The 24,054-nt window shown below is 55.1% G+C and carries 25 protein-coding genes; 12 read left to right on the top strand and 13 right to left on the bottom strand.

The genetic code is table 11. The features are described 5' to 3' along the window. Positions 1–6: 6 nt before the first annotated feature. The 3 genes from chbR to chbG are packed head-to-tail and all read left to right on the top strand — an operon-like array spanning position 7 to position 3,027. Positions 7–846: a transcriptional regulator ChbR gene (chbR, locus tag BN2591_RS20445; RefSeq protein ID WP_086873638.1), complete on the top strand. Its 840-nt coding sequence runs from the start codon at positions 7–9 to the stop codon at positions 844–846. Between the two features lie 54 nt (positions 847–900). Further along, positions 901–2,256 carry a 6-phospho-beta-glucosidase gene (locus BN2591_RS20440; protein WP_086873637.1) on the top strand — a complete coding sequence of 452 codons (1,356 nt, stop codon included), beginning with the start codon at positions 901–903 and terminating at the stop codon, positions 2,254–2,256. Positions 2,257–2,268: 12 nt separating this feature from the next. Then, positions 2,269–3,027: a chitin disaccharide deacetylase gene (gene chbG, locus BN2591_RS20435; RefSeq protein WP_086873636.1), complete on the top strand. Its 759-nt coding sequence runs from the start codon at positions 2,269–2,271 to the stop codon at positions 3,025–3,027. Positions 3,028–3,069: 42 nt separating this feature from the next. Here the strand turns inward: chbG and BN2591_RS20430 are convergent, their stop codons facing one another. Next, entirely contained in the window at positions 3,070–4,608 is a 1,539-nt protein-coding gene (locus BN2591_RS20430) for a carbohydrate porin (RefSeq protein WP_086873635.1), read from the bottom strand. A gap of 524 nt (positions 4,609–5,132) precedes the next feature. Next, complete coding sequence (locus BN2591_RS20425; protein ID WP_086873634.1) at positions 5,133–5,456, bottom strand: hypothetical protein; 324 nt, start codon at positions 5,454–5,456, stop codon at positions 5,133–5,135. Positions 5,457–5,667: 211 nt separating this feature from the next. Here BN2591_RS20425 and BN2591_RS20420 point away from each other — a divergent pair, with 211 nt between their 5' ends. From BN2591_RS20420 to BN2591_RS20400, 5 genes are all read left to right on the top strand, one after another. Continuing rightward, a complete protein-coding gene (locus BN2591_RS20420; protein ID WP_086873633.1) occupies positions 5,668–6,483 on the top strand; it encodes an SDR family NAD(P)-dependent oxidoreductase in 816 nt (271 codons plus the stop codon). 29 nt (positions 6,484–6,512) lie between these two features. Beyond that, entirely contained in the window at positions 6,513–7,274 is a 762-nt protein-coding gene (locus BN2591_RS20415; RefSeq protein WP_086873632.1) for an SDR family oxidoreductase, read from the top strand. A gap of 39 nt (positions 7,275–7,313) precedes the next feature. Continuing rightward, positions 7,314–8,513: an MFS transporter gene (locus BN2591_RS20410; protein ID WP_086873631.1), complete on the top strand. Its 1,200-nt coding sequence runs from the start codon at positions 7,314–7,316 to the stop codon at positions 8,511–8,513. An 11-nt stretch (positions 8,514–8,524) separates the two neighbouring features. Then, entirely contained in the window at positions 8,525–9,460 is a 936-nt protein-coding gene (locus BN2591_RS20405) for a GlxA family transcriptional regulator (protein WP_086873865.1), read from the top strand. A 115-nt stretch (positions 9,461–9,575) separates the two neighbouring features. Further along, on the top strand, positions 9,576–9,866 hold the full coding sequence (locus BN2591_RS20400) for a putative quinol monooxygenase (RefSeq protein ID WP_086873630.1): 291 nt from the start codon (positions 9,576–9,578) through the stop codon (positions 9,864–9,866). Between the two features lie 69 nt (positions 9,867–9,935). Here the strand turns inward: BN2591_RS20400 and BN2591_RS20395 are convergent, their stop codons facing one another. Beyond that, positions 9,936–10,868 (bottom strand): AraC family transcriptional regulator, encoded by a 933-nt coding sequence (locus BN2591_RS20395; protein WP_086873629.1) that lies wholly within the window; start codon positions 10,866–10,868, stop codon positions 9,936–9,938. Between the two features lie 122 nt (positions 10,869–10,990). Between BN2591_RS20395 and BN2591_RS20390 the strand changes: the two genes are divergently transcribed. Together BN2591_RS20390 and mutS are read left to right on the top strand one after the other, a co-directional pair. Beyond that, positions 10,991–11,530 (top strand): carboxymuconolactone decarboxylase family protein, encoded by a 540-nt coding sequence (locus tag BN2591_RS20390; protein ID WP_086873628.1) that lies wholly within the window; start codon positions 10,991–10,993, stop codon positions 11,528–11,530. 158 nt (positions 11,531–11,688) lie between these two features. Further along, the gene (gene mutS / locus BN2591_RS20385; RefSeq protein WP_086873627.1) at positions 11,689–14,250 is read left to right on the top strand and encodes a DNA mismatch repair protein MutS; all 2,562 of its coding nucleotides are present in this window, start codon (positions 11,689–11,691) and stop codon (positions 14,248–14,250) included. A gap of 273 nt (positions 14,251–14,523) precedes the next feature. On the opposite strand, the gene BN2591_RS20380 is transcribed toward mutS, so the two are convergent. After that, complete coding sequence (locus tag BN2591_RS20380) at positions 14,524–15,411, bottom strand: LysR family transcriptional regulator (RefSeq protein WP_086873626.1); 888 nt, start codon at positions 15,409–15,411, stop codon at positions 14,524–14,526. 107 nt (positions 15,412–15,518) lie between these two features. On the opposite strand from BN2591_RS20380, the gene BN2591_RS20375 reads away from it, so the two are divergent. Together BN2591_RS20375 and BN2591_RS20370 are read left to right on the top strand one after the other, a co-directional pair. Next, complete coding sequence (locus tag BN2591_RS20375; protein ID WP_086873625.1) at positions 15,519–16,727, top strand: MFS transporter; 1,209 nt, start codon at positions 15,519–15,521, stop codon at positions 16,725–16,727. Next, complete coding sequence (locus BN2591_RS20370) at positions 16,724–17,095, top strand: DUF4440 domain-containing protein (protein WP_086873624.1); 372 nt, start codon at positions 16,724–16,726, stop codon at positions 17,093–17,095. The genes BN2591_RS20375 and BN2591_RS20370 overlap by 4 nt, the downstream gene beginning before the upstream one ends. A 62-nt stretch (positions 17,096–17,157) precedes the next feature. Here the strand turns inward: BN2591_RS20370 and rpoS are convergent, their stop codons facing one another. The 9 genes from rpoS to BN2591_RS20325 all read right to left on the bottom strand — a co-directional run bounded on the left by rpoS (position 17,158) and on the right by BN2591_RS20325 (position 23,962). Next, positions 17,158–18,150 (bottom strand): RNA polymerase sigma factor RpoS, encoded by a 993-nt coding sequence (gene rpoS, locus BN2591_RS20365; protein ID WP_086873623.1) that lies wholly within the window; start codon positions 18,148–18,150, stop codon positions 17,158–17,160. Positions 18,151–18,275: 125 nt separating this feature from the next. Beyond that, entirely contained in the window at positions 18,276–19,349 is a 1,074-nt protein-coding gene (nlpD, locus tag BN2591_RS20360) for a murein hydrolase activator NlpD (protein ID WP_228007867.1), read from the bottom strand. A 166-nt stretch (positions 19,350–19,515) separates the two neighbouring features. Then, complete coding sequence (locus BN2591_RS20355; RefSeq protein WP_086873621.1) at positions 19,516–20,142, bottom strand: protein-L-isoaspartate(D-aspartate) O-methyltransferase; 627 nt, start codon at positions 20,140–20,142, stop codon at positions 19,516–19,518. Beyond that, entirely contained in the window at positions 20,136–20,897 is a 762-nt protein-coding gene (surE, locus tag BN2591_RS20350) for a 5'/3'-nucleotidase SurE (RefSeq protein ID WP_086873620.1), read from the bottom strand. Before surE ends, BN2591_RS20355 begins: the two co-directional genes overlap by 7 nt. After that, positions 20,878–21,927: a tRNA pseudouridine(13) synthase TruD gene (truD, locus tag BN2591_RS20345; protein WP_086873619.1), complete on the bottom strand. Its 1,050-nt coding sequence runs from the start codon at positions 21,925–21,927 to the stop codon at positions 20,878–20,880. Before truD ends, surE begins: the two co-directional genes overlap by 20 nt. After that, entirely contained in the window at positions 21,924–22,403 is a 480-nt protein-coding gene (gene ispF, locus BN2591_RS20340; RefSeq protein ID WP_017457714.1) for a 2-C-methyl-D-erythritol 2,4-cyclodiphosphate synthase, read from the bottom strand. Before ispF ends, truD begins: the two co-directional genes overlap by 4 nt. After that, the gene (gene ispD / locus BN2591_RS20335) at positions 22,403–23,113 is read right to left on the bottom strand and encodes a 2-C-methyl-D-erythritol 4-phosphate cytidylyltransferase (protein ID WP_086873618.1); all 711 of its coding nucleotides are present in this window, start codon (positions 23,111–23,113) and stop codon (positions 22,403–22,405) included. Before ispD ends, ispF begins: the two co-directional genes overlap by 1 nt. A gap of 19 nt (positions 23,114–23,132) precedes the next feature. Further along, positions 23,133–23,471, bottom strand: a complete 339-nt coding sequence (ftsB, locus tag BN2591_RS20330) for a cell division protein FtsB (protein WP_086873617.1) — start codon at positions 23,469–23,471, stop codon at positions 23,133–23,135. A 161-nt stretch (positions 23,472–23,632) separates the two neighbouring features. Continuing rightward, complete coding sequence (locus BN2591_RS20325) at positions 23,633–23,962, bottom strand: DUF3561 family protein (protein ID WP_086873616.1); 330 nt, start codon at positions 23,960–23,962, stop codon at positions 23,633–23,635. Between the last annotated feature and the right edge of the window lie 92 nt (positions 23,963–24,054).

The following is a 24,054-nucleotide window of genomic DNA, read 5'->3' as shown; positions in this document are numbered from 1 at the left end:
TCAATAATGCAGCCTTCGATCAACACGCTGGGAATCAAAACCGTTCACGAACAGCAGTTGTTTAACGGTAAAAATTTCCATGTGTTTATCTACAACAAGACGGAGAGCGCCAGCGGGCTGCATCAGCACGACTACTACGAGTTCACGCTGGTATTAACCGGCCGCTATTACCAGGAGATTAACGGTAAGCGCGTGCTGCTTGAACGCGGCGATTTCGTTTTTATCCCGCTCGGTTCGCACCACCAGAGTTTTTATGAATTTGGCGCGACGCGCATTCTCAATGTGGGGATCAGCAAACGCTTTTTTGAACAGCATTATCTCGCCCTGCTGCCCTTTTGTTTTGTCGCCTCGCAGGCCTACCGCGCCAGCAGCGCGTTTCTGAGCTATGTGGAAACCGTTATCGCCTCACTCAATTTCCGCGAAACCGGGCTGGACGAGTTTATCGAAGCGGTGACTTTTTATGTCATTAACCGCCTGCGCCATTACCGCGAAGAGCAGGTAGTGGATGACACACCGCAGTGGTTAAAAACCACCATTGAGGCAATGCACGATAAAACGCAGTTTGGCGAAAACGCGATGGAAAATATGGTGCAGCTGGCGGCGAAATCGCAGGAGTATCTGACCCGCGCCACCCGCCGCTATTACCGCAAAACGCCGATGCAGATCATTAATGAAATTCGCATCGATTTCGCGAAAAAGCAGCTGGAAATGACCAACTATTCGGTCACCGATATTGCTTATGAGTCGGGTTACAGCAGCCCAAGCCTGTTTATTAAAACATTTAAGAAAATGACCTCATTCACCCCCAATAGCTACCGAAAAAGGTTAACGGAAATCAACCAGTAACGGCGAGCGGGCTGAACGTTTTACACCACCGTGTCTGACACGAAGGGAGAAATCATGAAGCAGAAATTAAAAGTCGTCACCATCGGCGGCGGTAGTAGCTACACCCCGGAGTTACTGGAAGGGTTTATTAAGCGCTACCACGAACTGCCGGTCACCGAATTATGGCTGGTCGATGTTGAGGACGGAAAAGAGAAGCTGGATATTATTTTCGATCTTTGCCAGCGCATGATTGATAAAGCCGGTATTCCGCTAAAACTTTTTAAAACGCTGGACCGCCGCGAAGCGCTGCACGAGGCGAACTTTGTCACCACGCAACTGCGCGTTGGCCAGTTGAAAGCCCGCGAACTGGATGAACGTATTCCGCTTAGCCACGGTTATCTGGGTCAGGAAACCAACGGCGCAGGCGGGCTGTTTAAAGGCTTGCGCACCATTCCGGTTATTTTCGACATCATCAAAGATGTGGAAGAGATCTGTCCGGATGCGTGGGTGATTAATTTCACCAATCCGGCGGGAATGGTGACAGAAGCGGTGTATCGCCACACCGGTTTTAAAAAGTTTATCGGCGTGTGCAATATTCCTGTCGGCATGAAGATGTTTATTCATGACGTGTTGGGCTTAAGCAGCAGCGATGATGTTGCCATGGATCTGTTTGGCCTTAACCACATGGTGTTTATTAAAGATGTGCTGGTTAATGGTGAGTCGCGCTTTGCGGAACTGCTCGACGGAGTGGCCTCCGGCAGGCTGAAAGCCTCCTCGGTGAAGAACATTTTCGACCTGCCGTTTAGCGAAGGATTGATCCGCTCGCTTAATCTGCTGCCCTGCTCTTATCTGCTCTATTACGTTAAGCAAAAAGAGATGCTGGCAATTGAAATGGGCGAGTACTACAAAGGCGGCGCGCGGGCGCAGGTGGTACAGAAAGTCGAAAAACAGCTGTTTGAGCTGTACAAAGATCCTGAGCTGAAGGTGAAACCGAAAGAGCTTGAGCAGCGCGGCGGCGCGTACTATTCCGATGCGGCCTGCGAAGTGATTAACGCTATCTATAACGATAAGCAAACCGAGCACTATGTGAATATTCCGCATCACGGGCATATCGATAATATCCCGGCGGACTGGGCGGTAGAGATGACCTGTACGCTGGGGCGCAACGGCGCGACACCGCACCCGCGCGTCACCCACTTTGATGAGAAAGTGTTGGGGCTTATCTACACCATTAAAGGCTTTGAAGTGGCAGCCAGCAAAGCGGCGCTCAGCGGCGAACTGAACGATGTCCTGCTGGCGCTAAGCCTGAGTCCGCTGATCCACTCCGATCGCGACGCGGAAATTCTGGCGCGTGAAATGCTCCTCGCTCACGAAAAGTGGCTGCCAAACTTTGCCACTACCCTTGCGCAACTGAAAGCGGAACATCACTAACCGGGGCAGGCTATGGAATGCTTACTGATTGTTAACGCTGATGATTTTGGCCTCAGCAAAGGGCAGAACTACGGCATTATCGACAGCTTTCGTCATGGTGTTGTCACCTCAACGACTGCGCTGGTCAACGGTGATGCCGTGGAACACGCCGCCGGGCTCTGCGAGCGCGAACCCTCGCTCGGTGTCGGCATGCACTTTGTGCTGACGTTAGGCAAACCGCTGACGCCCATGCCAGGCCTTGCGCGTGACGGGCAACTGGGGAAATGGATCTGGCTGATGGCGCAGGAAGATACACTGCCGCTGGAAGAGATAGCCGGTGAACTGGAAGCGCAGTATCAGCGGTTTATCGCCCTGTTTGGCCGGGAACCGACGCATCTGGATAGCCATCACCATGTGCATATGATCCCGCAGATCCTGCCTGTCGTCGCAGCGTTCGCCACAGAGCGCGGCGTGGCGCTACGCATCGATCGTCCCGCTTTGCCGCCCGACTTCGCGCTACCCGATACCCTGCGCACACCCCAGGGTTTTAGCAGTGAGTTTTACGGCGACGCGATTTCCGAAGCGCTCTTTTTACAGGCGCTGGATGCTTCGACTGCACGCGGAGAAACCTCGCTGGAGATCATGTGCCACCCGGCGTTTATCGATAACACCGTGCGCCAGAGCAGCTACTGTTACCCGCGCTTAACGGAACTGGATGTGCTGACTTCACTGTCGTTGAAATATGCGATTGCCGAACGCGGCTACCGGCTGGGAAGCTTTCTGGATATTTAACACCGGCGTTGCGGCGCGCCTTTGCGCCGCACCCCTTAGCTATTACCACCACACTTCAGCCTGAACACCCACCGCTAACTGATCTTTTTTCTGGTCGCCAAACTGGAAGTGGCTGATGCCGTTATCCTGCGCACGCAGATACGTCGTATAAAAACGGATCTCCGGTCGCGAGGCCAGCAGGCTGGTATCGACTTTCAGCGCGTGGTAGAGCGTGGTTTTATAACCCTGTTCATGGTAATTCACGCCCTGCTGTTTGTTGGTCTGCGTAAACCATCCCAGCTCAACCCCGGTCTGATTGTAGCTGTCCCATATCCACGCCGGGCGCACCACCGCACGGAAGCTCTGATAATCCGTATGCGCGCCGGTGTCGTAACTGTAAATATCGTGACCTGCCGAGTAGATCAGCGCATGCGCCATTACCACTTGTGAGAACGGGTACGCTTCGCCCTGCGAGATCAGACGAAACGCTTTGCCGTAGCTGTGCTCGCCGTAGTAGTTGTCGCCATAACCATACGTTGGGCTGGGACCAAATGGCTGAGCAAAGCCGCTGGCCAGCGAGTTATCCGCCGCCTGTACGGTAAACTCCTCAAATCCGCCCGCGCTAAGCGTCTGACGAACAACGACACCAGCCAGCCACGCGTCTTTAATGCTGTAGTAACTGCCGTTATCCTCGCGGCTTTTATAGGTGTCGGATTTATTCGCCACCGAATAACGGCCAAGCAGAGCAAGCGTCGCGTTATCCCACAGCGGGATATTGTTGTAGCGCACATCGAGCGTATTGGTATTCACCTGCATCGCCTCGCTGGCGGCAGGATAGCTCACCGCATGGGCATTCAAATCCTGGCGCACCAGCGCGGCATTGATCTGCCCTACGCCGAGTTGCCAGTTTTCAATGCCCACGCCTGCGCCGCTCTCGGTGAGGTGGCTTTTCCAGTCCAGCATCTGGATTTCATATTTCGGTAAGTTGTGTTTGCCAACCCAAAAATCGGCTTCCGGCGCAAAGGGAAGAAACCCTTTGGTGGTCAGGTAAATATCAGAAAATTGCAATCGGCTTTCAGCATCTTTATCAAACCAGGCGTCGCCATACTGCTCGCCCACATTGCCGTCGAACAGCACCACCGCATGGGCCGTTTTTCCGTTGTGATCATAGACGCGTTGGGTGAATTGCAGATCAAACCACGAGGAATATTCATTACCAAAACGCCCGACGGATCCCACGGCATATGGCTGTGGCGATCCATGGCTGGCAGCGCCCCAACCGGAACGAAGATAGCCGGAATAGCTAAAACCGATATCGTCTTTGACGAAATCGCTAATCTCTTTCAGCGTTGGCGCTGTTTTCTCCGCCGCTGCATTGTTTGTGATTTGTTTATTAACGACAGTCGTTACAGGCTTATTGCTTTTATTTTCAGATTCGGTTTGTTGATACTTTTTTAATGCCGCTTTGGTCTGTGCAAGTTCGTTAGCATTTTCCTGTAACTGTTTTTCCAGCTGAGCCAGGCGCTGTTCAACCGTCAGGCTTTGCGACCAGGCATTACCGCAAACGGCCGAGATAAACAGTACAAGCAATGTTTTCTTCATTGAAAATTCCCTTTGTAAATAGAAAGCAAATAAGTTAGTGGCGTGCGTTACGTGAAGAAATCCGCTTCTTCATAAATAAAAACCATGAAGAAGCGGGAGAATGCTTAATAAGCAAAGTTCTAATTATTATCTCAATTATTCCCTGGAGATGACGCAGAGGCTCTACATCGACAACAATAGTCGTGCAGAGCGAATATTTGTGTCCATCAGGAATTACCCTCTATTTGATCTATCTCGCAGAATTAATACGAAAACAGATCGATATTACATTGTTCTGTAATCTGTATTCCTAATAAAAAATAATATAATCCTAAATTTCAATTTCATTATTAACTCACCACTTTAAAGGCTCATCTAATAATATTGATAAATGCACTACGTAACGCGAAGGATTTAAAGTATGTTTTATGAATTACCTGGAAAATATAACCAGAGTATTGGAATAAATAATAGTGATATCCGGGAAGTCGTCAGCACACCCATGCTAAAAAATCCACGGGCCGCCGTGGATTTTTCGCCAACGCTTAAATCCAGTCCTCTACCGCGCCATCGAGCGGACGCAGCGGCGGCGTAATCCGCTCAATCTCCTCTTCAATATCAAATTCCGTGAGATCCTCCGCCGTGGCTAACAAAAAAGTCTGGCCTTGCGGGGAGATCCACTCAGAGATGAAATATTGCTCCTTGCGTGACAGCTCAATTTTCTGCTGCCCTTCCCGCTCGAAAAATTGCCCGTAACGCTCATCATGCTTTGATAAGTTCAACCCCATGGCCGGGTAAACCCCGCGCCACACCTCGCCATGATGCTTGCCGCCCAGCACCAGGTACTCCTGCATAATCTTCTTGCTCATCCGCGCTCCTCACCATGCTGTTTCTTTTAAGCGTAGACAACTCTCCGCCCGTCCTTTGAAAAGCGCAGTCGCCAGGCCTCCTTGCTAAGAAAACACCACGACGACATGTGTTACCACATGTCTCAAATCACGACTATAAACGTCATTTAAGACATCGAAGGTTTGCTTATGATTCTTCCATCGCATCCATTGCTGACCTAAGGAGTCTCGCATGACCATCGCTACACAACCTCACAAAGGCACGGCTGTTATCACCGGCGCATCAACCGGTATTGGCGCGATTTACGCCAACCGCCTGGCCAGAATGGGCTATGACCTGATTATCGTCGCCCGTAACCAAAACCGTCTGAACCAAATGGCCAGCCACATCACGGCAGATACCGCCCGCAATGTGGAAGCCGTCGCCGCCGATTTAAACGACGCCCAACAACTGCGGGCGCTGGAAGCGAAGCTGCGTGAGGATGCCAGTATCACGCTGCTGGTAAACAACGCTGGCGTCGGGACGCACACACCGCTGTTATCCAGCGATGTTGATCAAATGGAAGCGATGATTAACCTCAACGTCACTGCGCTGACTCGCCTCACATACGCCGTCGTTCCCGGTTTTGTGGCGCGCGGCGCGGGCGCCATTATCAATATCTCTTCGATTGTCGGCATCGCGCCGGAACTGCTGAACGGGGTCTATGGCGGAACAAAAGCCTTTGTGCTGGCGTTTAGCCAGTCGTTGCATCATGAACTGGCTGATAAAGGCATTCAGATCCAGGCGGTGTTACCGGGGGCAACGGCAACACCATTCTGGGACAACGGCGGCTTGCCGCTGGAACAGCTGGATAAATCCATTGTGATGAGTGCTTACGACCTGGTCGACGCCGCACTGGTTGGTTTCGCGCAAGGCGAACTCGTCACTATCCCTTCACTGCACAACGACGCGGACTGGCTGGCAATGGAACAGCGCCGACAGGCCATGCTGCCCAATCTCTCCAGTAACGTACCGGCTGAGCGCTACCGCCCGGCAACCACACACTGAACATTCATTTCAAACAGAGGGCTTTCTTTATGAAACTGACAGGCAATACGATTTTTATTACCGGCGGCACGTCAGGTATTGGCCGCGCGATGGCGGAAAAATTTCATCAGTTGGGCAATAAAGTGATCATCTCCGGGCGGCGAAAAGCGCTGCTGGATAGCGTCACAGAAGCCAACCCAGGCATGGATTCCGTGGTGCTGGACGTCACACAGGCCGCGAGCATCAAAGCGGCAGCGCAGGAGGTGCTTTCGCGCTACCCGGCGCTCAACGTGGTTATCAACAATGCGGGCATTATGCCGTTCGACAACCCCGCCGGTGAGCTTGATGACGCGATGGCCACCACGCTGTTAGATACCAACTTATTAGGCCCGGTGCGGGTAAGCGCGGCGTTTGTTGAGCACCTGAAGCAGCAGCCGGACGCGGTGCTTATCAATAACAGTTCGATTCTGGCGTTTTTACCTCTCGTCAGTAACGCGCTCTATTCGGCGACCAAAGCCGCTATCCACTCTTACACCCTGTCCCAGCGCTTTTTGCTGAAGGATTTTGGCGTCAAGGTTATCGAAATTTCGCCGCCGTGGGTGGATACCGACCTGATCTATAAAAGTGGCGACAGCCGTGCGATGCCGTTGCAGGACTTTATCCAGCAGACCTTCGACAAGCTGGGCACCGACACCATTGAAGCCATTGTCGACAGCGTGCTGCCCGCGCGCGCCAACGCGGGCGCGAACGAACATGAGATGATCAACGCCTTTAACCAGGCGATGGTCGACAACCCGATCCCTGTGGCGTGATCGAACTGCGGGGCGTCGGCCCCGCTGCGGGAGTGAATGATGAAAAATCGGTTATCTCTGGCGCAACGACGCGCGCTGTGGGCGCTGAGCCTGGCCTATTTTATTCAGGCAACGGGGGCGCTATCGGTAGCGGGCAGCCTGACCGCCATCTCCCATGAATGGGGGTTGAGCGATGGTCAAAGCGCGCGTTTGCTCGCGATTTTCGGCCTGACCTTTGCCATCAGCGCACCGCTGGCGCAAGTGTTTTTGGGGCAGATGATGCGCAAATACCAGGTGCTGGCCGGGATGCTGGTGTTCGGCCTTGGGGCGTTTATTTTCGCCATCGCGCCCGGTTACACCGCGCTGGTTATCTCCCGCGTGGTGATGGGGCTGGGCGCATCGCTGATTGGCCCGGTGCTGGTGGCGCTCGGCGCGGAGCTTGTCACACAACATGAACGCGGCAGCGCCATTGCCACGATCCTGCTCGGCGTCTCCATGGCGAGCATGGTTGGCATTCCGCTGGCGGCGTGGATCGCGAATAGTTGGGGTGCAAGACCGTTGTTTGCGCTTGTCGCGCTGGTGAGTGTACTGACTGCGCTGGCCGTCTGGTTCTCTGTGCCGAACATGGTTAAAGGGGTGGATATTAGTTTACGCCAGGTGGGACAGGTATTAATGGATGGCAAATCGCTGGCGGCGTTTTTGGTGGTCTTTTTCATTACCTCCGGCGTGTATGACATGTATGCCTTTATATCGCCGATGATCCGCGATCGCTGGCAAGGTGATACCACCAGCGTTTCGGTGGCGCTGACGGTGATTGGTGTTGCCGGGATTTTGGGTAACTTGTTTGTTGGTCGCGCCGCACGCCGTTATAGCGCCGAACGGCTGCTGGTCGCTGGCATCACCGTGCTGGTGCTGGATATGCTGCTACTGATGATCCTGCCCGGTACGCTGGCGCTGCTCTATTTGTTACTGGTGCTGTGGGCGTTTTCCACCGATCTTCTGTGGCCAACCCAGCAACGGCGGATCGTGGAGATCGCGTCTGAGACGACACGCGGTATCTCGCTCGCCCTGACCAGCGCGTTTATGTTTTGCGGCATTGGTTTTGGTTCGGCGGTCGCGTCATGGCTCTATCCGCTGTTCGGCTTTTATGGTGTGATGCTAAGCGCAGTCCTGTTTTTACTATTGGCGCTTAGCAGTTTGTGGATCTCTGAACGATTACGCGTCCGGAGCCGGGATTTGCAGGCCGCCAGCGCATGTTAAAGGGTGTCGCGATGCACAAAATTGGATTACTGATTTCCGACCATTTTCAGATGCTGGCGTTGTCCACATTGACGGTGTTTGAGTTCGCCAACCTTGTGGCTGGTGAGACGCTTTATCAGCCAACGGTCTACTCAGAATTTGGCGGCACCGTTTATTCCTCATCCGGCATTGGCGTCGAGTCCCGGCCGCTGGAAAGCGTCACGCAAATCGACACCTGGCTGGTGGCAGGTGTGCTGTCGCCCGTGGATGAACCGGCCAGTGCCGGCATCGTTCACTTTCTGCAAACCACGGCGTTACAGGCGCGCCGCATCGCGGGGATCTGCACCGGCGCCTTTGTGCTGGCACAAGCGGGTTTGCTGGAGAAAAAGCGCGCCACGACGCACTGGGCGCACGCCCGCAGCCTGCTGCTGCAGCATCCGGACGTTCAGCTTGAAGACGATCGTATTTTTATCATTGATGATCGCATCTGGACGTCAGCCGGGATGACAGCCGGGCTGGATATGGCGCTCGGCATGGTGGAAAAAGATCTGGGTGCCGAGGCAGCCCGTGTTGTCGCCCACCGGCTGGTGATGAATCAACGCCGCTCCGGCGGGCAGACGCAACACTCGGAAATGCTGGCGCTGGCACCGCGCTCAGATCGGCTGCAAAGTGCGCTGGAATACGCCCGCAATAATCTGAAAAAAGCGCTGACGGTAGAGCTGCTGGCCGATGCGGTGCATGTGAGCGCCCGCCAGCTCAGCCGCCTGTTTCGCCAGGAGACGGGTAAGTCGCCAGCGAAAGCGATTGAAGGATTACGGCTGGAAGCGGCGCGGCTCATGATTGAGCAAAGCCGGCTTTCGCTGGACACGATTGCCCGTGAAGCCGGTTTTCGCGATCGTCGCCATATGCGGGAAGTGTTCGTGCGTGGTTACGGTATTCCGCCACAGTCGCTACGCACCGGCCGTTAAGGTTGCATACCGATTTTCATTCCTGCGGTGAAAGAGCTAATGGCAAAAACGGGTTTTTTGTGCTGGCAGGCGGCGTAGACTAACCTGAACTTTCTCATGAAATCAGGAGCATAAAATGAACGATACCGTAACAGTTGTTGCGACCATTACCGCCCATGCCGGTAGCCGTGAAAAAGTGGCCGGGGCGCTTAAAACCGTTGAACGCGATGTGCAGGGCGAGCCAGGTTGTCTCTCTTATCAGCTACATGTCAACCGTGAAAACGACCACCAGTTCGTGATGATTGAGCGCTGGGCATCGGCAAAAATGCTGGAGCAACACAGCCAGGCCGCGCCATTCAAAGCGTTAGTCAGCGCCATTGACGGGCTCGCCGACCTTAACGTCATGACACTGAGCAGTGGTGCTTAATCGTAGAATGTTTTCCGCTAGCGAAACGGGCTGGTGCCAGTTACCAGCCCGTTTTTGCATTCACCGCCGCTATGGCTGAGGCGTTTGCAGATGGGTTCGGCGTTTGCGGTATTGCGCGGGGCTCACACCATACAGCCGTTTAAACCCTTTCGAAAACGAGGACAGCGAAAGGAACCCGCATCGTTCGGCAACAGCGTCGATAGTTAAACCCGCTTGCGTAATGAGTAACTGCGAGGCCATCGCCATGCGCAGTTGGGAAAGCCACGCCTGCGGCGTAAGCGGATAGCTGCGGGCAAAATAGCGGGCAAAGGTCGCGCGGGACAAAAAGCAGCGTTCGGCCAGCGTTTCCAGCGTCCACGGGCGCGCAGGATCGGCGATAACGGCCAGTAACGCAGGGGCAAGCCGTTTGTTGCTCATCAGCCTGAGCAGACCGGCTGGCGGCTCATGTAATGAGAGCAGCAGGCGCAAGATCAGCGCCAGCAGCGTATCGGCCAGCCCTTTGGCAATCGTCGCATTCCCCGGCAGCGAACCGAGGCTTTCTCGCACCAGCATCATCAGCAACATTTCCAGTTCAGGACAGGCTTGCCAGTGGTTGGTTTGCAGATGAATAAGATGGTTTTCATGGGCGAACAACCAGCCGCTGTGCGGGCCAAAATCAAATTCACCGCACAGCACTTCCACCGCCGCGCCTTTTGCCGGGCTGCGGACTTCTGTCAGGATACCGTTATCATGCTTTAACGCCGGAACCATCTGCCCCCACTCGACCAGGCTCTGGAGCAGATGCGGCGTTCCGTGAGGCAACAGGAGCACATCGCCTGCGCACACATCCACATGTCGACCTTCTACCACCAGCCTCGCTTCGCCGTGCAAAACCACATGCCAGGGCACCACGCCAGGCGCAAGTTGTTGATGGTCGGCTTCCCACCGCCCGGCAAAGCGGCAATGGAGGTTCACAGCGCATGTTGGCGCCAGCATCGCAAGCAGTTGGCTGAGGCTATCCACATTTCCCTCTGAGACGATAAGACAAAAAATAGAGACGATGTATAACCGTTACCCGAACGCTTTCTCCCTACTATGAGTACATCGCCGATACGGCGGACCCCATACACTGACAGGAGATAATCATGAGCCGTTTAACATCCATTCAACCCGAAAACGCCACCGATAAAACCGCCGATCTTTTCGGTGCCATTAAGAAAGCAATGGGTAAAGTACCTAATGCCTACCAGACCATTGGCATTGCCCCGGAGATGCTTGCTCAGGCGTTACAACATAATGCCGCACTGGCAAAAAGTTCGCTGAATAAAAAAGAGCTGGAAGCGATCAACTTACTGGTCAGTGAAATTTCCGGCTGTGACTACTGCCTGGCCGCGCATACGTTAACGGGCAAAATGGCGGGTTATAGCGTGGAGCAAACGCAACAACTGCGCCGGGGTGAATTCCCTGAAGATGCGCACATTGACGCGCTGCTGAAATTCGTAAAAACCGTGGTCACCACGCACGGTACGCTGCCGGCAGAAAAAGTTGAATCGCTGCGCGACGCCGGTTTCGCGGATCGCCAGATTGTCGAGATAATCAGCGCCATCAGCGCCATTCTGTTTACCAATATGATTAACCGCGTCAATGACACGGTTGTGGATTTCCCGAAAGCCGCCGCACTGTAACGCTTCGCCTGGCTTCCCGCAGGGTGGGAAGCCAGGTTTTTCCTTCCTGTTTCCCCGCTCCTCAGACTTCGTTATCATGCTGCCCTGGCAGAGTGATCGCTAACCAGAACAACAAAAGATCCACTCATACATTTCACGATAATGGACATCACTGACCGATGAGTACTATCGACAATTTCGACGCACATACGCCAATGATGCAGCAGTATCTGAAGCTGAAAGCGCAGCATCCGGATATTCTGCTGTTCTACCGTATGGGCGACTTCTACGAGCTGTTTTACGACGACGCCAAACGCGCTTCGCAGCTGATGGACATTTCGCTGACCAAACGCGGCGCGTCTGCCGGTGAACCGATTCCGATGGCGGGTGTACCGCATCATGCGGTGGAAAACTATCTGGCGAAGCTGGTGAGCCTTGGTGAATCGGTGGCGATTTGCGAGCAGATTGGCGATCCGGCCACCAGTAAAGGGCCGGTCGAACGTAAAGTAGTGCGCATTGTCACGCCAGGCACTATCAGCGATGAAGCGCTGTTGCAGGAGCGCCAGGACAACCTGCTCGCCGCCGTCTGGCAGGACAGCAAAGGGTTTGGCTACGCAACGCTGGATATCAGTTCCGGGCGTTTTCGGGTTAGCGAACCGGCGGATCGCGACACCATGGCGGCTGAGCTGCAACGCACCAATCCGGCGGAATTGCTCTATGCGGAAGATTTCGCGGAAACCGCGCTGATTGAAGGCCGTCGCGGTTTGCGCCGCCGCCCGCTGTGGGAGTTCGAAATTGACACCGCGCGCCAACAATTAAATATGCAGTTCGGCACGCGCGACCTGGTCGGTTTTGGTGTAGAGAACGCGCCGCGCGGCCTGTGCGCCGCCGGTTGCCTGCTGCAATATGTAAAAGACACGCAGCGCACCGCCCTGCCGCATATTCGCTCCATCACCATGGAGCGCCAGCAGGACACCATCATTATGGATGCCGCGACGCGCCGGAATCTGGAGATCACCCAGAACCTGGCGGGCGGCGTCGAAAACACGCTGGCATCGGTGCTCGACTGCACCGTCACACCAATGGGCAGCCGTATGCTCAAACGCTGGCTGCATATGCCGGTGCGCGATACAAAAGTGCTGACCGAGCGTCAGCAAACCATCAGCGCGTTGCAGGAACATACCAGCGAGCTGCAACCGGTGCTGCGCCAGGTGGGCGATCTGGAGCGTATTCTGGCGCGTCTGGCGCTGCGCACCGCCCGTCCGCGCGATCTGGCGCGCATGCGTTACGCTTTCCAGCAATTACCGGAACTGCGCAGCCAGTTGGCGGATATTGACAGCGCACCGGTGCAGGCGCTGCGCGAAAAAATGGGTGAGTTTGTCGAATTACGCGAACTACTGGAGCGCGCCATCATTGAAGCACCACCGGTGCTGGTGCGCGATGGAGGCGTGATTGCGCCGGGGTATAACGCCGAGCTGGATGAGTGGCGCGGGCTGGCGGATGGCGCGACCGATTATCTCGACCGCCTCGAGATCCGCGAACGTGAGCGGCTGGGGCTGGATACGCTGAAAGTGGGCTATAACGCGGTACACGGCTATTTCATCCAGATTAGCCGTGGGCAAAGCCATCTGGCGCCGATTCACTATGTGCGCCGCCAGACGCTGAAAAACGCTGAGCGTTACATTATTCCGGAACTGAAAGAGTACGAAGACAAAGTTCTGACCTCCAAAGGTAAAGCGCTGGCGCTGGAAAAACAGCTTTATGAGGAACTGTTTGATCTGCTGATGCCGCATCTGGCGGATTTGCAGCAGAGCGCCGCCGCACTGGCAGAGCTGGATGTGCTGGTCAACCTGGCGGAGCGTGCTTATACCCTGAATTACTGCTGCCCGACCTTTAGCGAAAAACCGGGCATCCGCATTAGCGAAGGCCGCCATCCGGTGGTGGAGCAAGTGCTGAAAGAGCCGTTTATCGCCAACCCGCTGAACCTGTCACCGCAGCGCCGGATGTTAATCATCACCGGCCCGAATATGGGCGGTAAAAGTACCTATATGCGCCAGACCGCGCTGATTGCTCTGCTGGCCTATATCGGCAGCTATGTTCCGGCGCAAAAAGTGGAGATCGGGCCTATCGATCGCATCTTTACCCGCGTCGGCGCGGCGGACGATCTGGCCAGCGGGCGCTCCACGTTTATGGTGGAGATGACCGAAACCGCCAATATTCTGCATAACGCCACGGAAAACAGCCTGGTGCTGATGGACGAAATCGGTCGCGGCACATCAACGTATGATGGCCTGTCGCTGGCGTGGGCGTGCGCGGAAAATCTGGCGAATAAGATCAAAGCGCTGACGCTGTTTGCCACCCACTATTTCGAGCTGACGCAACTGCCGGAAAAAATGGAAGGCGTGGCGAATGTGCATCTCGATGCGCTGGAGCATGGCGATACCATCGCCTTTATGCACAGCGTGCAGGATGGCGCGGCCAGTAAGAGCTACGGCCTGGCGGTCGCGGCGCTGGCGGGTGTCCCCAAAGAGGTGATCAAGCGCGCGCGCGGTAAATTGCGCGAACTGGAAAGCCTGTCGCCGAGTGCTGCAGCCACACAGATCGACGGCACGCAGATGTCGCTGCTGGCGGCACCAGAAGAGACAAACCCGGCGGTTGAAGCGCTGGAAAACCTCGATCCGGATAGCCTCACGCCGCGCCAGGCGCTGGAGTGGATCTACCGTCTGAAAAACCTGCTGTAACCCCTCTTCCCTCTCCCTGAACGGGAGAGGGATCTTCACGAATGCGCCAGCTACGGCGGAATCCGCGGCACTTGCGGCGCAGAACCAAAACCTTGCGACACCATATAAAACGCGCGTCCGGAACAGCACAGCGGTTCGTGATGACCACCTCCTGACAACTTTTATCAGGACGGGCTGATACTCAAGCCATACATGTACTGCGGATGTTTCCCCTTTAATGACGATGCCGGGCAGTTTTCAAACCGTTTTAAGTGTGCAGCGATGGCTTAAGCGCTACGCCAGACGAGCACGCAAAAAATCCACAAACGCGCGGACTTTGGCTGGCTGATGCTGCGCATCCGCATAGACGGCATAAACCCCCTGCTGCGCGAAGCGGTATTGGGGTAACAGATGAACAAGCCGGTGGCTGTCCAGCGCCGTTTGCACCAGCCACAGCGGTAACAACGCCACACCACAACCGGCCAGCGCGAATGCCATTAACGCCTGCGCACTATCAGCGGATAATCGCGCAGTCGCGGTGATTTCCAGCGTTTCACTGCGCCCACTGGCATCGGTAACCTGCCAGCGCAACGGTGCGCTTAAGCGCTCGTGAATAATCCACTCCGCCTGCGCCAGCGCTTGCAGCGAGGTCACTGGATGGGTGCTCAACCATTCGGGCGTTGCCACTGGCACAACCAGGAAGCGTGAAATCAATGCTGCGTGATAGCGCGAATCCGCCAGCGATCCTAAGCGGATCGCCACATCAAAACGCTCTGAAATCAAATCATTATGCTGCGACGATGCCACATGGCGGATGCGTAAACCGGGGTGATCTTTACCAAACGCCGCCAGCGCCGGCACCACAACCAGTGCGCCATACTCCGGTGTGCTGGTGATCCGCAGCTCACCGCATAAACCTACATGGCTCGCCCGGACCTCATCTTGCAACGTCTCTGCGGCTTGGAGCAGCTCAACACCACGCTGATAAAACACACGTCCCGCATCGGTTAGCGTTAACCGCCGCGTTGAGCGCAGCAATAACGTGACGCCGAGTTCGTTTTCCAGTTGGCGGATATTAAAGCTGACCACCGCTTTGGTTTGCCCAAGTGCAACGGCAGCCGCGGTGAAACTGCCGGTATCGACCACGGCAACAAAGATAGCCATCCGCGATAAATTGAGCATCGGTTTTCCATCATTGTAAAAATAATTTTGACAGTATATCGCCCGGCGCGCCGTTTATCCCGTCCCATCGCCCCGCTACATTACGCCTCCACACAGGAGGGCAGAAAATGGTGTATCGCAACAAGGTCGCGGTGGTTTATCTGCTGGGCTTTTTTCTCGATCTAATCAATATGTTTATTGCCAGCGTGGCGTTTCCGGCGATGGCGGTGAGCTTGCAGGCTTCCGTTGCCACGCTGGCATGGGTCAGCAACGGCTATATCGCCGGTTTAACGCTGGCGATCCCGTTTAGTGCAAGGCTCACCAGACGTTTTGGTGCACGACGGATCTTTATCTTTTCGCTGATAGTATTCAGCGCCGCGGCAATGGCGGCAGGCTGTGCCAGCTCTGCTGGCGGTCTGATTTTCTGCCGCGTAGTGCAAGGCATGGGCGGCGGGCTACTGATCCCGGTGGGCCAGGCGTTAACCTGGCAGCAATATAAACCCCATGAACGTGCCAGAGTCTCATCCGCCGTGATGCTGGTCGCGCTGCTGGCCCCCGCCTGCTCACCCGCGATCGGCGGCGTGCTGGTAGCGTCTTTTAGCTGGCGCTGGATTTTCTTCGCCACGCTGCCTGTTGCGCTGATAACGCTGCTACTCGCGATCCTCTGGCTAAAAGACGAGCCTGTGGCTAGCGGATCGTCGCGCCTGCTGCATTTGCCCTTGCTACGTAACTCGCTGTTGCGCTTCGCCATGCTGATTTATCTCTGCGTGCCGGGGATGTTCATCGGTGTGAGTGTGGTGGGCATGTTTTATTTGCAGCGCATCGCCGGGATGTCGCCGGCAATGACCGGCGCGTTGATGATCCCGTGGTCGCTGGCTTCTTTTGCCGCGATCTGTTTTAGCGGCCGCTATTTCAACCATCTTGGCCCCCGACCATTCATCATCACTGGCTGTTTATTACAGGCTGTCGGGATATTGCTGTTAACGGGCGTTTCGCCAGAGACGCCTGCCAGCATCGTTATCGTGGCATTTACGTTGATGGGCGCGGGTGGAAGTTTGTGCAGCAGTACCGCGCAAAGCAGTGCCTTTTTGACGATTACCCATCATGAGATGCCCGATGCCAGCGCGTTGTGGAATCTTAACCGGCAACTGAGTTTCTTCCTCGGGACAACGTTGCTGGCGTTCGTATTGAGCGCGTTACAGCAGCTGTTTCCTCCCATACTGGCCTGGCGCGGAACGTTTATTACCGCTGCCGCCTTTTCCTTGTTACCGCTGGTGGCCGCCCTGCGGCTGAATAACCAACAAACACTGCCCTATCTGCATCAGGAGAAACCATGAAGCCCTATGTCACAGAAATTATTGACGCACATGTCGCCATCGAAAACTGGCTCAGCCGGGGTGAAGGCGAACTGGAAGCATTGATGGCGCGCTTTGCGAAAAACTTTTCCATGGTAACGCTTTCCGGCGCATCTCTGGACTACTCAGCACTTGCCGGTTTTTTCCAGGCGCAACGCGGCAGTCGCGCGGGGTTGAAGATTGTTGTCGATAACATTGAATCGCTGGCGGAGTGGGACGGTGGCGCGGTAATAATCTACCGGGAAACGCAGGGTGAGCATGTACGCTGGTCAACGGTGGTGTTTCAATTTCAGCAAGGGCGCGTGTTGTGGCGTCATTTGCATGAAACGGCACAGGCAGCGTCACGGTAAATTGCAGGCAAAGAAAAAAGGCCGCGTCATCTGGGAGCGGCCTTTTTGTCGTGAAATGATGCTTATTCGCGGAACAGCGCTTCGATATTCAGCCCTTGCGTTTGCAGGATTTCACGCAGACGACGCAGACCTTCAACCTGAATCTGGCGAACACGTTCACGAGTGAGACCAATTTCGCGGCCCACATCTTCCAGTGTCGCAGCTTCATAACCCAGCAGACCGAAACGACGCGCCAGCACTTCACGCTGTTTGGCGTTCAGTTCGAACAGCCATTTAACGATGCTTTGTTTCATATCATCGTCTTGCGTGGTGTCTTCCGGGCCGTTGTCTTTCTCATCGGCCAGGATATCCAGCAGCGCTTTTTCAGAATCACCGCCCAGCGGTGTATCAACTGAGGTAATGCGCTCGTTGAGACGCAGCATGCGGCTGACATCATCAACAGGTCTATCCAGCTGTTCGGCAATCTCTTCCGCGCTCGGCTCGTGGTCCAGTTTATGGGACAACTCGCGTGCAGTACGCAGATAGACGTTCAGCTCTTTAACAATGTGGATTGGCAGACGAATAGTACGGGTTTGGTTCATGATTGCCCGTTCAATAGTCTGACGGATCCACCAGGTGGCATACGTTGAGAAACGGAACCCGCGTTCCGGGTCAAATTTCTCAACGGCGCGGATCAGCCCCAGATTACCCTCTTCAATCAGATCCAACAGCGCCAGACCACGATTGCTATAACGACGGGCAATTTTCACCACCAGACGCAGGTTACTTTCGATCATGCGACGGCGAGAGGCTACGTCACCACGTAACGCACGGCGTGCGAAATAGACTTCTTCTTCGGCCGTTAAGAGCGGGGAGTACCCAATTTCCCCAAGGTACAGCTGAGTAGCGTCTAAAACACGCTGGGTAGCGCCCTGCGACAACAGCTCCTCTTCAGCCAGGTCGTTATCACTGGGTTCCTCTTCTACTAAGGCTTTCTCATCAAAAGCCTCTACTCCGTTCTCATCAAATTCCGCGTCTTCATTTAAATCATGAACTTTCAGCGTATTCTGACTCATAAGGTGGCTCCTACCCGTGATCCCTGGGCAAAGCACCTGAAGACTACTCATTTCGCCGGCTGCAGCGGCATCTGCGCACGCTGCAACGACTCAAATGGGGAGTACTTCATCCACTTTGCACCGATTTATCGCTGCGGCAAATAACGCAGCGGGTTTACGGATTTCCCCTTGTAACGAATTTCAAAATGCAAGCGTGTAGAACTGGTTCCGGTGCTACCCATGGTAGCGATTTTCTGCCCCGCCTTAACTTCTTGTTGTTCCCGGACCAGCATTGTGTCGTTATGGGCGTAGGCACTCAGGTAATCATCGTTGTGTTTTATGATGATCAAATTACCGTAACCGCGCAGTGCGTTACCGGCATATACAACGCGCCCATCTGCGGTCGCGACGATAGCCTGTCCTTTACTGCCCGCAATATCGACACCTTTATTGCCACCTTCGGTCGCAGAGAAGTTATCGATAACGTTGCCCTCAGTCGGCCAGCGCCATGAAGCAATCGGCGCGCTGGTTGATGTACTGCTGGCAGTCGGTTCGGTTGAGCTTACAGAAGGAGCCGTAACAGGCGCTGTGACGATAGTCGCAGGCTTATTATTCGGCAACATTTTGTTAGCACTTTGTTCACCTGAATCTTCAGAATACGTAATTGTCGGTTTCGAAGCAACCACTACGGTTGAATTTTGTGCAGGTTTTGAGACGATTCCTTGCGCAGAAGCATCAGCCTGAGTTATGGCGTTACCACCGGTAATTGGCGTACCGGATGCGTTGCCAACCTGTAAGGTTTGTCCGACTTCAAGACTATACGGCGCGGCAACGTGATTACGCTGCGCGAGGTCACGGAAATCGTTCCCGGTGATCCACGCGATATAAAACAGCGTATCGCCACGCTTAACGGTGTAGGTGCTGCCGCCGGTGTAGCTGCCTTTAGGAATATTGCCATACTGGCGGTTATAGACGATATGGCCATTCACCGTCTGAACGGGCTGCTGTGCGACAGGCTGGATCTGCGTCGGCTGAACGGCAGGACGCTGTACCGGCTGAATTTGCGGTTGCTGCGCGGACGTGCCAAGTTTTGGCGGCGGCGTGATTAACATACCGGAACTGGAATTATTACTGCTGGCGCTCTTCATACCGCCAACGGAACTGACCGGGGCAGGAGCATTAGTGGAATTTGAACACCCTGCCAGCCAAAGTGAAACCAGCGATAATGCCGCAACACGGCTTACGGTTAATTTTGGGCTTCCCGCGCTCATTTATCCCCCAACAATATGTAAATTACCAATGACTTAAAGATAACCGCGAACGTTTACGGCAAATGTGCTCACCATACGCTGTTATTGCCTGAAAAACCCAGGAAAACTCTGTTTCTCAGGCCAGTTCGCCTTTCACCAGCGGAACAAAGCGTACGGCTTCAACGGTATCGATAATGAATTCGCTTCCCCGCCGACGAACCCGCTTTAAATGCTGGAGTTCATCGCCCACGGGCAAAACGAGAATGCCGCCGTCATCAAGCTGCGACATCAGCGCAGCCGGGATTTCCGGCGGTGCAGCGGTCACGATAATGGCGTCAAACGGCGCACGAGCCTGCCACCCCTGCCAGCCATCGCCATGACGAGTAGAAACATTATGTAAATCAAGCTGCTTCAGGCGGCGACGCGCCTGCCATTGCAACCCTTTGATGCGTTCAACCGAGCAAACATGTTGCACCAGGCGCGCCAGAATGGCGGTCTGATACCCCGAACCGGTGCCAATTTCCAGCACCCGCGAGGCCGGCGTCAACTCCAGCAGTTCGGTCATTCGCGCCACCATATAGGGTTGAGAAATGGTTTGCCCTTGACCAATAGGTAACGCGACGTTATCCCACGCTTTGTGTTCAAACGCCTCGTCGATGAATTTCTCGCGCGGCACTTGTGACAACGCCTCAAGCACCTGCTCGTTTTTAATGCCCTGCGCGCGTAATTGATTGAGAAGATCCTGTACGCGTTTGCTTACCATTGCCTGTTCACCCCGGCACGATCCAACCAACCCGACACCACATCATGCGCGCTGTAAGCGGTTAAATCCACATGCAGCGGCGTCACGGAAACATAGCCTTCATCAATGGCGGCGAAATCGGTATCCGGCCCGGCATCGCATTTCTCGCCGGGCGGGCCAATCCAGTAAAGCGTGTTACCGCGCGGATCTTGTTGTGGAATCACCTGATCCGCCGGATGACGGCTGCCACAACGCGTCACGCGAATGCCTTTGATCTCATCCAGCGGCAGATCCGGGACGTTTATATTCAAAATACGCCCGGTTCGCAGCGGTTCGCGGCTTAACGCGCGTAAGAGAGAACAGGTGACCACTGCGGCGGTGTCATAATGCGTATGCCCATTAAGCGACACCGCCAGCGCCGGGAATCCCAGGTGTCTCCCCTCCATCGCAGCGGCAACCGTACCGGAGTAGATAACATCATCGCCAAGGTTCGGCCCGGCATTAATACCAGACACCACCACATCCGGGCGCGGGCGCATCAGCGCATTCACGCCCAGGTAAACGCAATCGGTCGGCGTGCCCATCTGGACGGCGATATCGCCGTTTTCAAAGGTAAAAGTACGAAGCGAGGATTCAAGCGTCAGCGAATTAGACGCGCCGCTGCGGTTACGATCGGGAGCGACGACCTGAACGTCGGCAAACTCTCGAAGAGCCTTTGCCAGCGTCTGGATACCCGGCGCGTGGATCCCGTCATCGTTACTCAGCAATATTCGCATAATCACCCGATGTGTTAATAAGTTCCCTGACGACACTGGTAGCAAAACTGCCCGCCGGAAGCCAGAACCGTAATTCGACGGTGACGTCATCCCACCAGTTCCAGCTTAATTTTTGCGGGTAGAGCAGCATCGCGCGGCGCGCGGCTTCGACTTTCTCCCGCACCAACAGCGCCTGTAGCTCAGGCGCATCAGCAACCGCCTGTTGTTCAAACGCCAGCGCGTCACGCTGTGTGCCCCACTCACCGCTGCCTGGCAGCGATGCGGTAATCATCAGCGTTTTCGCCTCAACGCGCGTTTGCAGTTCCGCCTGCTCTTCACAGGTTGCAACAAACCAGCTGCCGCGCCCCGCTAATTGTAGCGCATCGCCGTCAACAACTTGATTAAAGTCTGTTTTTTTCAATCGCGTACTGACGATTTGATTAAACAACGCGCTGCGCGCTGCCGACAACCAAAAACTGCGCTTGTTACGATCGCGCACCGGTGCATCGCTCTGCGCCCAGCGAAGCGCGCCTTGCAGGTTGTTGCCACCGATACCAAAGCGCTGAGCGCCGAAATAATTCGGTACACCTTTCTGTGCGATGGCCTGCAAACGCGCCTCAACATCCGCACGGTCGCTGATTTCGCGCAGCACCAGCGTAAACGCATTACCCTTCAGCGCACTGAGGCGCAGCTTGCGCTTGTGGCGGGCATATTCCAGCACTTTGCAGCCTTCCAGCTGAAATGCGCTGAGATCGGGCATCGCATTACCCGGCACGCGGGCACACAGCCACTGCTCAGTGACAGCGTGTTTATCTTTTTGCCCGGCGAAGCTTACTTCACGCGCATGGATTTTAAGGAATTTTGCCAGCGCATCAGCCACAAAACGCGTATTGCAGCCATTTTTCACGATGCGTACCAGAATATGTTCGCCTTCGCCATCAGGTTCAAAGCCAAGATCTTCAACCACCACGAAATCTTCCGGATTGGCTTTCAGAACGCCGCTTGCCACCGGTTTGCCGTGCAAAAATGTCAGGTTGTCAAAATCTGTCATTTCGCCGCCTTCACCAGCAGCGCCACCGCTTCACAAGCGATACCTTCGCCACGGCCGGTAAAGCCGAGTTTCTCGGTGGTGGTGGCTTTGACGTTGACATCATCCATATGACAGCCGAGATCTTCAGCGATAAACACGCGCATCTGCGGAATATGCGGCAGCATTTTCGGTGCCTGGGCGATGATAGTGACATCGACGTTGCCAAGCGTGTAGCCTTTCGCCTGAATGCGCCGCCAGGCTTCACGCAGCAGCTCGCGGCTGTCTGCGCCTTTGAACGCCGGATCGGTGTCCGGGAACAATTTGCCAATATCGCCCAGCGCCGCCGCGCCCAGCAGCGCGTCGGTCAACGCATGCAGCGCGACATCACCATCGGAGTGAGCCAGCAGGCCTTTTTCGAAGGGAATGCGCACACCACCAATGATAATCGGGCCAACGCCTCCAAAGGCGTGTACGTCAAAACCGTGTCCAATGCGCATTATGCTTTCTCCTGGAGGTCTGCATGGGTCAAGTAGAATTCTGCGAGTCGTAAATCTTCGGGTCGGGTGACTTTAATGTTATCCGCGCGTCCGGCGACCAGCTCCGGGTGAAAACCACAATACTCCAGCGCTGAGGCTTCATCAGTAATTACAGCGCCTTCGTTCAGCGCGCGGGTCAGGCAGTCGTGCAGCAGCGGCAGCGGGAAAAACTGCGGCGTTAGCGCATGCCATAAGTCATTGCGCTCAACGGTGTGAGCAATCGCGGTCTTACCGGGTTCGGCGCGCTTCATGGTGTCACGCACCGGGGCAGCAAGAATCCCGCCCACGCGGCTGGTGTCACTCAGCGCCAGCAGGCGGTTCAAATCATCCTGATGCAGACAAGGCCGCGCGGCATCATGCACCAGCACCCACTGTGCGCCCGAGGCGGCCTTCAAGCCCGCCAGCACGGAATCCGCGCGCTCTGCGCCACCGTTCACCACGGTGATTTGCGGATGGCTGGCAAGGGGTAACTGCGCGAAACGTTCATCGCCTGGGCTGACCGCAATAATCACGCGGCTAACGCGCGGATGGGCGAGCAACGCGGCGACCGCGTGCTCAAGAATGGTTTTATCACCGATGGAGAGATACTGCTTAGGACATTCCGTTTGCATGCGGCGGCCAAATCCGGCGGCCGGCACCACGGCACAGACGTCCGGGATCATTGCTGACATGTCGTGAGTCCGGGATTATTTAAGGTCTGTTCTGCGTATTTTGTGTATTTTGCGTGTTTTGCGCTGAGCCCGACGCGCGCTTTGAGGCGTCCGGCACCAGACGATAAAATGTTTCGCCCGGCCTGGTCATCGTTAATTCGTTGCGAGCGCGTTCCTCAATCGCTTCCTGACCGCCATTGAGATCGTCAATTTCGGCGAAAAGCTGATCGTTACGCGATTTTAATTTGGCGTTTGTCGCCTGCTGTGCCGCCACATCTTCGCTGACGCGGCCGTAATCATGCAGACCATTCTTGCCGAACCACAGCGAATACTGTAGCCAGACCAGCAAAGCCAGCAATAGCAGCGTTAGTTTACCCATCCTGCCCCCTGAAAAACGGCATCATCATCCCATAACTTTTCGTCAGACTCCACTCCAGCCGGGTGATGCCGCGCAAGCGCCAGACTTTACCATAAATGTCTGTCGATCCGTAGCCGGACACATTGCCTTAATGAGCGTTACGGTTTGACGTAGGGATTGCGTTAACCCATCAGCCACATAAACAGCACGCCGAACATGGCGATCACCGTCAACAGTGTCGCCACACTGCTATAAAGCAGCTTGCCATCGAGGAGCGAATGCAGCGCAATGCCGACCACGACGGATACGGGCATCAGGGCGAGAAAAAAAGGCCAGGTGTAGAGAAAGAAAAACAGCGTATTGGAACCGTAAATCATGAACGGGATGCCGAGCGCCAGCAGCCATGCGACAAAGCCCACAACCGCTCCAGGGAACGACCATGTAGTGGCTTCATCGGTGGTGGTCGTCATCGACTGCGACCGTGGAATGGTGATGTTCTGACTGTTGCGCATATCTGATCCTGTTGCCTGTACGACCGGTAACGGAAATACACACCCTCGTTCAGGCGGCGCAGACATCAACGCCGGAAAACCTGAAGATGGCG

Origin of the sequence: Kosakonia pseudosacchari, from assembly GCF_900184035.1 — a bacterium.
Classification (GTDB): Bacteria; Pseudomonadota; Gammaproteobacteria; order Enterobacterales; family Enterobacteriaceae; genus Kosakonia; species Kosakonia pseudosacchari.
The sequence above is the reverse complement of the archived record's forward strand: the minus strand, read 5'-3'. Positions and strand labels throughout refer to the sequence as shown.

What these genes read in the sequence shown, in the direction of transcription:
- chbR (WP_086873638.1), top strand. Translation starts at nt 7, where the DNA reads ATGCAGCCTTCGATCAACACGCTGGGAATCAAAACCGTTCACGAACAG.
- BN2591_RS20440 (WP_086873637.1), top strand. Translation starts at nt 901, where the DNA reads ATGAAGCAGAAATTAAAAGTCGTCACCATCGGCGGCGGTAGTAGCTAC.
- chbG (WP_086873636.1), top strand. Translation starts at nt 2,269, where the DNA reads ATGGAATGCTTACTGATTGTTAACGCTGATGATTTTGGCCTCAGCAAA.
- BN2591_RS20430 (WP_086873635.1), bottom strand. Translation starts at nt 4,608, where the DNA reads ATGAAGAAAACATTGCTTGTACTGTTTATCTCGGCCGTTTGCGGTAAT.
- BN2591_RS20425 (WP_086873634.1), bottom strand. Translation starts at nt 5,456, where the DNA reads ATGAGCAAGAAGATTATGCAGGAGTACCTGGTGCTGGGCGGCAAGCAT.
- BN2591_RS20420 (WP_086873633.1), top strand. Translation starts at nt 5,668, where the DNA reads ATGACCATCGCTACACAACCTCACAAAGGCACGGCTGTTATCACCGGC.
- BN2591_RS20415 (WP_086873632.1), top strand. Translation starts at nt 6,513, where the DNA reads ATGAAACTGACAGGCAATACGATTTTTATTACCGGCGGCACGTCAGGT.
- BN2591_RS20410 (WP_086873631.1), top strand. Translation starts at nt 7,314, where the DNA reads ATGAAAAATCGGTTATCTCTGGCGCAACGACGCGCGCTGTGGGCGCTG.
- BN2591_RS20405 (WP_086873865.1), top strand. Translation starts at nt 8,525, where the DNA reads ATGCACAAAATTGGATTACTGATTTCCGACCATTTTCAGATGCTGGCG.
- BN2591_RS20400 (WP_086873630.1), top strand. Translation starts at nt 9,576, where the DNA reads ATGAACGATACCGTAACAGTTGTTGCGACCATTACCGCCCATGCCGGT.
- BN2591_RS20390 (WP_086873628.1), top strand. Translation starts at nt 10,991, where the DNA reads ATGAGCCGTTTAACATCCATTCAACCCGAAAACGCCACCGATAAAACC.
- mutS (WP_086873627.1), top strand. Translation starts at nt 11,689, where the DNA reads ATGAGTACTATCGACAATTTCGACGCACATACGCCAATGATGCAGCAG.
- BN2591_RS20380 (WP_086873626.1), bottom strand. Translation starts at nt 15,411, where the DNA reads ATGCTCAATTTATCGCGGATGGCTATCTTTGTTGCCGTGGTCGATACC.
- BN2591_RS20375 (WP_086873625.1), top strand. Translation starts at nt 15,519, where the DNA reads ATGGTGTATCGCAACAAGGTCGCGGTGGTTTATCTGCTGGGCTTTTTT.
- BN2591_RS20370 (WP_086873624.1), top strand. Translation starts at nt 16,724, where the DNA reads ATGAAGCCCTATGTCACAGAAATTATTGACGCACATGTCGCCATCGAA.
- rpoS (WP_086873623.1), bottom strand. Translation starts at nt 18,150, where the DNA reads ATGAGTCAGAATACGCTGAAAGTTCATGATTTAAATGAAGACGCGGAA.
- BN2591_RS20355 (WP_086873621.1), bottom strand. Translation starts at nt 20,142, where the DNA reads ATGGTAAGCAAACGCGTACAGGATCTTCTCAATCAATTACGCGCGCAG.
- surE (WP_086873620.1), bottom strand. Translation starts at nt 20,897, where the DNA reads ATGCGAATATTGCTGAGTAACGATGACGGGATCCACGCGCCGGGTATC.
- truD (WP_086873619.1), bottom strand. Translation starts at nt 21,927, where the DNA reads ATGACAGATTTTGACAACCTGACATTTTTGCACGGCAAACCGGTGGCA.
- ispF (WP_017457714.1), bottom strand. Translation starts at nt 22,403, where the DNA reads ATGCGCATTGGACACGGTTTTGACGTACACGCCTTTGGAGGCGTTGGC.
- ispD (WP_086873618.1), bottom strand. Translation starts at nt 23,113, where the DNA reads ATGTCAGCAATGATCCCGGACGTCTGTGCCGTGGTGCCGGCCGCCGGA.
- ftsB (WP_086873617.1), bottom strand. Translation starts at nt 23,471, where the DNA reads ATGGGTAAACTAACGCTGCTATTGCTGGCTTTGCTGGTCTGGCTACAG.
- BN2591_RS20325 (WP_086873616.1), bottom strand. Translation starts at nt 23,962, where the DNA reads ATGCGCAACAGTCAGAACATCACCATTCCACGGTCGCAGTCGATGACG.